Origin of the sequence: Actinomadura livida (genome assembly GCF_014648675.1) — a bacterium.
Lineage (GTDB): Bacteria > Actinomycetota > Actinomycetes > Streptosporangiales > Streptosporangiaceae > Spirillospora > Spirillospora livida.
The window spans coordinates 1-9,317 of sequence record NZ_BMRO01000036.1 but is presented as its reverse complement, the minus strand read 5'-3'; the positions used below and the strand labels follow the sequence as shown (position 1 = coordinate 9,317).

Annotated in this window: 2 protein-coding genes; both read left to right on the top strand. The window is 74.4% G+C overall.

All coding sequences use genetic code 11. From position 1 onward, the window contains the following. Positions 1 to 7,596: type I polyketide synthase (locus tag IEZ03_RS37100; protein WP_189241284.1), on the top strand; the 7,596-nt coding region annotated here is incomplete at its 5' end. Between the two features lie 45 nt (positions 7,597 to 7,641). Beyond that, positions 7,642 to 9,317: type I polyketide synthase (locus IEZ03_RS37095; RefSeq protein WP_189241283.1), on the top strand; the 1,676-nt coding region annotated here is incomplete at its 3' end.

Below are 9,317 nucleotides of genomic sequence, written 5' to 3'. Positions count from 1 at the left end.
CCCACCTGGACCCGACTCCTCACCAACCTCGCCACCCTCCACACCCAAGGCTTCACCACCGACTGGACCCGCATCCTGGACGCCATTGGCGTCCCACGGCCCGCGAGCCCGCCCGCGCTGCCCACCTACGCCTTCCAGAGGCAGCGGTACTGGCTGGACGGAAGGGGGCGCAGGGCCGGGGACGTCGCCGACGCGGGGCTGACCCCGGCGGACCATCCGCTGATCGGCGCCATGGTCAAGCTCGCCTCTGGCGGCGAGGTCGTTCTGACGGGCCGGGTGTCCAAGGGTTCGCATCCGTGGCTCGCCGACCATGTCGTGGCGGGATCGGCGCTGCTGCCGGGTTCGGCGTTCGTGGAGCTGGCGGTGCACGCCGGCCGGTTGGTGGGCTGCGGCCGGGTGGAGGCGCTGACGCTGGAGGCGCCGATGGCGCTGCCCGACCGCGGCGGCGTCGGGCTGCAGGTGGTCGTCGAGGCGGCCGACGAGGGCGGGCGGCGCGCGATCACCGTCTATTCACGGCCGGAGGAGAGCGCGGACGACCTTCCGTGGACCCGTCATGCGGGCGGGGTGGTGACGGCCGGAGCCCCGGTGGACCTCCCCCCGGACATGGCGTTCTGGCCGCCCGCCGAGGCGCAGCCCATGGACACGGAGGGCTGCTACGCGGCGCTGGCGCAGGTCGGCTACGAGTACGGCCCCGCTTTCCAAGGGCTCCGGCGCGCCTGGCGCCATGGCGAGGACCTGCTCGCCGAGGTGGCGCTGCCCGACGGCGCCGACGCGGCCCGGTTCGGCGTCCATCCCGCTCTGCTGGACGCTTGCCTGCACGTCGTCGGCCTGTCCGTGCTCGACCGCACCGAACGGGAGGTGGACCTGCCGTTCGACTGGAACGGTGTGTCGCTGTTCCTGTCCGGGGCAGGGGCGGCGCGGGTGCGGGTGTCGCCGAGCGGCCCGCGCACGGTGACGGTCTCCGTGGCCGACGAGACCGGCCGGCCGGTCATGTCGGTGGAGTCGCTGACGATGCGGCCGGTCCGCACCGAGCATCTCCGGCATGGCCGGGACGCCGGTCGCCATCTCTACGCCCTGGAGTGGACGCCGCTGCCGGAAGGGCGGCCGGAAGGCCGGGACCAGGACGGGTTGGTGCTCCTCGGCGCCGACAAGCCAGGGCTCGCGCACGCCTTCGGGCCCGGCGTCGAAGTGTTCGCCGACCTGGACGCACTGACAGAGGCGATCGACGCAGGCGCGGACGTCCCGGACAACGTCGTGACCGTCTGCTCCGGTGCTGGAGCCGGCGGCCTCGCCGAGGCGGCGCGCACGACCGGGGCCGCGGCGCTCGGACTCGTGCGCGCCTGGCTGGAAGACCAGCGGTGGGCCGCCTCCCGGCTGGTCGTCGTCACGCGGGGCGCGGTGTCCACCCGCACGGGAGAGGACGTCGCCGATCTGGCCGCCGCTCCGGTGTGGGGGCTGGTCCGCGCGGCCCAGTCGGAGAATCCCGGCCGGTTCCTGCTGGTCGACATCGACGACGACCCGGATTCCGCGAGCGTGCTGCCCGGCCTGGCGGCGATCGCGTCCGTCCCGGGCGAGACGCAGGCCGCCGTCCGGCGGGGGACGGTGCTGGCGCCTCGCCTGGCGACCGCGGTCCCCGGCGGGGACTCCCGCCCGGCCTTGCTCGACCCCGATGGCACGGTCCTCATCACCGGCGGCACCGGGCTGGTCGGCGGCCGGATCGCCCACCACCTGGTGGCGGCGCACGGCGCCCGGCACGTCATCCTGGCCAGCCGCCAGGGGCCCGGCGCGGAAGGGGCGGCGGAACTGCGGGACCGGCTGGCCGAGCTGGGCGCCGAGGTCACGGTGGCCGCCTGCGACGCCGCCGACCGCGGGCAGCTCGCGGACCTGCTGGCGAGCGTCCCGGCCGCGCATCCGCTGACCGCCGTGGTCCACGCGGCGGGGGTGATCGACGACGGGGTGGTGGGCTCCCTGACGCCCGAGCGGATGGCGCGGGTGGCGCACCCGAAGGTCGACGCCGCCGTCAACCTGCACGAGCTGACCCGGCACGCGGACCTGGCGCTGTTCGCGCTGTTCTCGTCGGCCGCGGGGATCATCGGGACCCCCGGCCAGGGCAACTACGCGGCGGCGAACGCCTTCCTGGACGCGCTGGCCGCGCACCGGCGGGCGACGGGCCTGCCGGGGACCTCCCTCGCCTGGGGGCTGTGGGAGGAGACCAGCCGGATGACCGCGCATCTGGGGGCGGCCGAGCTGTCCCGGGTCGAGCGCGGCGGCCTGGTGCGGTTGCGGTCGGAGCAGGGGGCGGCGCTGTTCGACGCCGCCTGCGCGGCGGGCGAGGCGCTGGTGGCTCCCGTTCCGCTGGACATCGCGGCGTTGCGCGCCCGCGCTGCCGAGGGTTCGCTGCCCGCGCTGTTCCGCAGGATCGTGCCCGTGCCCGTCCGGGGCGCGGGCGGATCCGGGGCGGCGCAGCCGGAGGGCTCGCTCGCGCGCCGGCTGGCCGGGCTGCCCGAGGCGGAGCAGCGGGAGGCGCTGCTCGACCTGACGCGCGGTCACGTGATGGCGGTGCTGCGGCGCGACACGGCCCAGGGCATGCCGGCTGATCGCGCGTTCCAGGATCTCGGGTTCGATTCGCTGACCGCGGTCGAGCTGCGGAACCGGCTGAGCGCCGCGACGGGGCTGGCGCTGCCGGCCACCCTGGTCTTCGACCATCCGACACCGCGGGACGTCGCCGATCATCTGCGTGACCTGCTGGCCGGGGCGCGGCGCACCCCCTCGGCCACGGCCGCGGCGAGGAGGTCCGCGGACGAGCCGGTCGCGATCGTGGCGATGGCCTGCCGCTACCCGGGCGGCATCCGCTCCCCCGAGGATCTGTGGCGGTTCGTGGAGGCGGGCCGGGACGGGATTTCGGCGTTCCCCACCGACCGCGGCTGGGACCTGGAGCGGCTCTACCATCCCGATCCCGCCCATTCCGGCACCACCTATGCCCGCGAGGGCGGGTTCCTGTACGACGCCGCCGAGTTCGATCCGGAGTTCTTCGAGATCTCGCCGCGGGAGGCGGCGGCGATGGACCCGCAGCAGCGGCTGCTGCTGGAGGTCGCCTGGGAGGCCCTGGAGAACGCCGGCATCCCGCCCGCCTCGCTGAAGTCCAGTCCGACCGGCGTCTTCACGGGGCTGATGTACCAGGACTACATGACGCTCCCGGAGCAGTTCACCGACACCACCGCGGGATACTCCCTGACCGGGACGTCGGGCAGCGCGGCGTCGGGGCGCATCTCCTACGTGTTCGGCCTGGAGGGGCCGGCCCTGACGGTGGACACCGCCTGCTCCTCCTCGCTGGTCGCGCTGCACCTGGCGTGCCAGGCCCTGCGCCGGGGGGAATGCGACCTCGCGCTCGCCGGCGGGGCCACCGTGATGGCCACACCCACCCTGTTCGTGGAGTTCTCCCGGCAGCGGGGACTCGCCCCCGACGGCCGCTGCAAGCCGTTCGCGGCCGCCGCCGACGGCGCGGGCTGGTCCGAGGGTGTCGGGCTCCTTGTGGTCGAGCGGCTCTCCGACGCCCGGCGCAACGGCCACCCGGTGCTGGCGGTCGTGCGCGGCTCGGCGGTGAACCAGGACGGCGCCAGCAACGGGATGACCGCGCCCAACGGCCCGTCCCAGCAGCGGGTGATCGCGCAGGCGCTCACCGAATCGGGCCTGGGCGCCGCCGACGTCGACGCGGTCGAGGCCCACGGCACCGGCACCACTCTCGGCGACCCCATCGAGGCGCAGGCGCTCCTCACCGCCTACGGCCGGGACCGCGACCGGCCCCTGTGGCTCGGGTCGATCAAGTCCAACCTCGGGCACACCCAGGCCGCCGCCGGCGTCGCCGGAGTCATCAAGATGGTCCAGGCGATCAACCACGGCCTGCTCCCGCGCACCCTGCACGTCGATGAGCCGACCCCGCACGTCGACTGGAGCGCGGGAGCGGTGAGCCTGCTCACCGAGCCGGTGCCCTGGCCCGACACGGGACGGCCGCGCCGCGCGGCCGTCTCGTCGTTCAGCATCAGCGGCACCAACGCGCACACCATCATCGAGCAGGCCCCCGCCGAACAGTCCCCCGAGGAGCCGGGCCCGGCCGGTGCGGGGCCGCTGCCCCTGCTGGTGTCGGCCGCGAGCGAGGCCGGCCTGCGCGGGCAGGCGCGACGGCTGGCGGAGTTCGTCCGGAAACGTCCGGACGCGGACCCCCGCGCCGTCGCCGGGGCCCTGGCGACCAGGCGCGCGACACTGCGCCACCGCGCCGTCGTGCTCGCCTCCGACGCCTCCCGGCTGCCGGACGAACTGCCGGACGAACTGCCGGGTCAACTGGCGGCGCTCGCCGCCGGAACCCCCTCCGCCGGAGTGACCGAGGGCGTCGCCGACCTGAACGGCAAGGTCGCCTTCGTCTTCCCCGGGCAGGGCGCCCAGTGGGAGGGCATGGCCACGGCGCTGCTGGAGCAGTCGGCGGAGTTCGCCGAGCACATCGCCCGGTGCGAGGCGGCACTCGCACCGCACGTGTCCTGGTCGCTGGACGAGGTGCTGCGCGGCGCGCCCACCGCTCCCGGTCTGGAGCGCGTCGATGTCGTCCAGCCGGTCCTGTTCGCGGTGATGGTGGCCCTGGCCGAGCTGTGGCGCTCGTACGGGGTGGAGCCCGCGGCCGTCGCCGGCCACTCCCAGGGCGAGATCGCCGCCGCGCACATCGCCGGTGCCCTCTCCCTGGACGATGCGGCCAAGGTGGTGGCCCTGCGCAGCCGGGCCCTGCGCGAGCTGGCCGGGGACGGGGCCATGGCGTCGGTCGCGCTGCCCGCCGACGAGATCGAGCGGCGGCTCGCCCGCTGGGACGGCGAACTCACGCTCGCGGCGGTGAACGGCCCCGCCTCGACCGTGGTCTCCGGCTCGCCCGGGGCCGTCGACGCGTTCCTCGCCGAATGCGGCGGCGAGGGGATCCGCACGAACCGCGTCAGCGTCGACTACGCGTCCCACTCCCCGCAGGTCGACCGCATCAGGCCCGCCCTTCTCGAAGCCCTCGCCGACATCGCACCGCAGCCGTCGAGGATCCCGTTCTTCTCCACCGTCACCGGCGACCGGCTCGACACCACCGGGCTGGACGCCGCCTACTGGTACACCAACCTGCGCCGGCCCGTGCAGCTCGAACGATGCGCGCACGCCCTGATCGGGCAGGGCCACGACGCCCTGATCGAGGTCAGCCCGCACCCCGTGGTCGTCACCGGCCTCCAGGACACCGTCGACGACATCGGGGCCCACGCGGTCGTCATCCCGACACTCCAGCGCGGCCAGGGCGAGCTGACCCGGTTCCTCTCAAGCGCCGCGCACGCCCACACCCGCGGGATCACCGTCGACTGGGCAGGCCGCTTCTTCTCTGGCCCGCTTCCTCCCGTGGCGCTGCCCACCTACGCCTTCCAGCGGCGCCGCTACTGGCTGGATGGTCCCGCCCCGAAGGACGCTCCTTCCCCCAGTGACGATGACGGGCACTTCTGGAGCGCGGTCGAGCGCGAGGACCTCGACGCCCTCGCCGCGATGCTGGGGCCCAACGGCTCCACCCCTCCCCTGGAGGCGCTGAAGCCCGCGCTGCCGGTGCTGTCCTCGTGGCACCGCAGGCATCGTGAGCGCTCCGAGGTGGACTCGTGGTGCTACCGGGTCACCTGGAAGCGGCTCGCCGAGCCCGCCGTCTCCACACTCCGCGGCCGGTGGCTGCTCGTCGCGCCCCAGGCGGGCGACCCGTGGCAGGACGCCTGCGAGGAGGCGATGAGCGGCCTCGCCGGTGCCGAGACCGTCCGCCTGGAGGTCGATGCCGGGCCGCTCGACCGCACGGCGCTCGCGGAACGCCTCGGCGGCCTGTCCGACGGGCTCCAGGGGGTGGTCTCGCTGCTCGCCCTGGGCGGCCGCGACGCGCTCTCCGGAACCACGACGCTCCTCCAGTCCCTCGGCGACGCCGGGATCGACGCGCCGCTCTGGTGCGTCACCCGGCGGGCCGTGTCCGCCGATCCGCTGGACACCGCGGACGACCCCGCGCAGGCGCGGCTCTGGGGGCTGGGCCGGGTGGCGGCGCTGGAGCACGCCGACCGCTGGGGCGGCCTGATCGACCTGCCGGAGACGCCCGACGGGCCGGCGCGGGAGCGGTTCGCGGGCGTCCTCGCCGGTACGGACGGAGAGGACCAGCTCGCGATCCGGCCCGCGGGGGTCCTCGCCTGCCGGCTGGTGCGGGCCGCCGATCGGGGCGGGCCGGAAGGGGCAGCCTGGCGGCCGCGCGGCACCGTCCTCGTCACCGGCGGAACCGGCGCGCTGGGAGCGCACGTCGCCCGCTGGCTGGCGCGCGGCGGGGCCGAGCGCCTCGTCCTGGTCAGCCGCCGCGGCCCGGACGCCCCCGGCGCGGCGGAACTCCGGTCCGAACTGCGGGCGCTCGGCGCCGAGCCGACGTTCGCGGCCTGCGACGCGGCGGACCGGACCGCGCTGGAGCGGGTCCTCGCCGAGATTCCCGACGAGCATCCGCTGACCGCGGTCGTGCACACCGCGGGCGTCCTGGACGACGGCGTGATCGACGCGCTGACCCCGGACCGGCTGGCCGGGGTGCTGCGCCCGAAGGCCGACGCCGCCGCGCACCTGGACGAGCTGACCCGGGACCGGGACCTGTCCGCGTTCGTGCTGTTCTCCTCCGCGGCCGGGGTCCTCGGGAGCCCGGGGCAGGCCAATTACGCGGCGGCGAACTCCTTCCTGGACGCGCTGGCCCGGCGGCGCCGCGCCCAAGGGCTCCCGGCCCTGTCCGTGGCGTGGGGCGAATGGGGCGGCGGCGGCATGGCCGACGACGAGAGCGCGCGGGCCAACCTGCGCCGGAGCGGGTTCTCCGGCATGGACCCGGAGCTGGCGATCGCCGCGCTCCAGCGGGCGCTGGACCGGGACGAGACCTGCCTCACCGTCGCCGCCGTCGACTGGGAACGGCTCTGGCGGGCGTTCGCCCCGACCCGCCGGATACCCCTGCTCGCCGACCTGCCGGAGATACGGCAGGCCGCGCGCTCCTCCGGACCGGTCCCCGAAGCGGATCCGGGGTCGGCGGCGGCGCTGCGCCGACGCCTCCTCGGCGCAGCCCGCCCGGAGCAGGAGACCATCCTGGCCGACCTGGTCAGAGCCACCGCGGCCGCGGTCCTCGGCCACGCGTCCGGCGACGAGGTACCGACCCGGCAGACCTTCAAGGAACTGGGCTTCGATTCGGTGTCCGCCCTCCAGTTCCGCAACCACCTCACCCGCGAGATCGGGATGAAACTGCCCAGCACCCTGGTGTTCGACCATCCCAGTCCGCAGGCACTGGCGCAGTACCTGAGAACGACCATCACCGACGAGCCCGGAAACGGCACCGGGATCATCGCGCAGCTCGACGAACTGTCCAATTCCGTCGCCATGGCGAGTCTTTCCGCGGCCGAGCAGAAGACCGTCTCGTGGCGGCTCCAGGCGCTGCTGTCGAAATTCGAGGGCGCCGGCGGGGCCTCTGAGGAGCCCGTCAGCGAACTGGAGTCCGCGACCGCGGACGAGGTACTCGACATCATCCGAGAAGAATTCGGCAGATCCTGATTCCACCGCCACGCCTTTGCCCGCATCCTTTGGAGTTCGGTTCAGATGGGGAATGAGCAGCAGCTTCTCGACCACCTCAAATGGATGACCGCGGAGCTGCGGCAATCGCGCCGGCGGCTGCACGAGGCCGAGTCGGGCATGCGGGAACCGATCGCCGTCATCGGGATGGCCTGCCGGTTCCCCGGGGACGCTTCGTCCCCCGAGGGCCTGTGGCGGCTGCTCGACGACGGCGCCGACGCCATGTCCGGCTTTCCCACCGACCGGGGCTGGGACCTCGACCGGCTCCACTCCCCGGACCCCGAGCGCCCCGGGACGAGCTATGTCCGCGAGGGCGGGTTCCTGCACGACGCGGGCGACTTCGATCCCGACCTGTTCGGGATCAGCCCGCGCGAGGCGCTGGCCATGGACCCGCAGCAGCGGCTCCTGCTGGAGGGGGCCTGGGAGACCGTCGAACGCGCCGGCATCGCTCCCGCGGCACTGCGCGGCAGCCGGACCGGCGTCTTCATCGGGACCAACGCGCAGGACTACGCCCAGCTGCTCCTCGCGGACACGTCCCGCAAGCTCGAAGGCCATATCAGCCTCGGCAACGCGGCCAGCGTCGTCTCCGGCCGGCTCGCGTACACGTTCGGGCTGGAGGGGCCCGCGGTGACCATCGACACCGCCTGCTCCTCCTCCCTCGTCGCCCTCCACCTCGCCTGCCAGGCACTGCGCCAGGGCGACTGCTCGCTGAGCCTGGTCGGGGGTGTGGCCATCATGTCGACGCCCGGCATCTTCGTGGAGTTCTCCCGGCAGCGGGTCCTCGCGCCGGACGCCCGCTGCAAGCCCTTCGCCGCGGCGGCCGACGGCACCGCGTGGTCCGAGGGCGTGGGGCTCCTCCTCGTCGAGCGTCTCTCCGATGCGCAGCGCAACGGGCATCCGGTGCTCGCGGTGATCCGTGGTTCGGCGGTCAACCAGGACGGCGCGAGCAACGGGCTGACCGCGCCGAACGGGCCGTCCCAGCAGCGGGTGATCGAAGACGCGCTGGCCAGCGCGCGGCTCGCCCCCGATGACATCGACGCGATCGAAGCGCACGGCACCGGCACGGCATTGGGCGACCCCATCGAGGCCGAAGCGCTGATCGCTAGCTACGGCCGGCATCGTGACCGGCCGCTGTGGCTGGGATCGGTCAAGTCGAACATCGGGCACACCCAGGCCGCCGCCGGCGTCGCCGGTGTGATCAAGATGGTGCAGGCCCTCAGCCACGGGGTTCTGCCGCGGACGCTGTACGTTGACGAGCCGACCCCGCATGTGGACTGGTCCGCGGGCACGGTCGAGCTGCTCACTGACCCTGTTCCGTGGCCCGAGACCGGGCAGCCGCGCCGTGCCGCGGTCTCCTCCTTCGGCATCAGCGGAACCAACGCCCACCTCATCCTCGAACAACCCCCCACCAGCACCGAGCCCGAAACCGCCCCGGCGCCATCCTCACCTCGAACCAGCACCGAGCTCACCACGGACGCCCCTCAGCCCGAAGTGCGGCCTGAGGCTCCGGTGGTTCCGTGGCTGCTATCGGCGAAAACCCCGGCCGCACTGGCCGCGCAGGCGCGGCGGCTGGCCGAGCATCTGGACGTCCACCCGGAGCTGGGTGCCGGTGAGGTGGCGTGGGCGCTGGCCACCACCCGCTCGTTCCTGGATCACCGCGCCGTCATCACCGGCGACCAAACCGCCCTGCGCCAAGGGCTGCA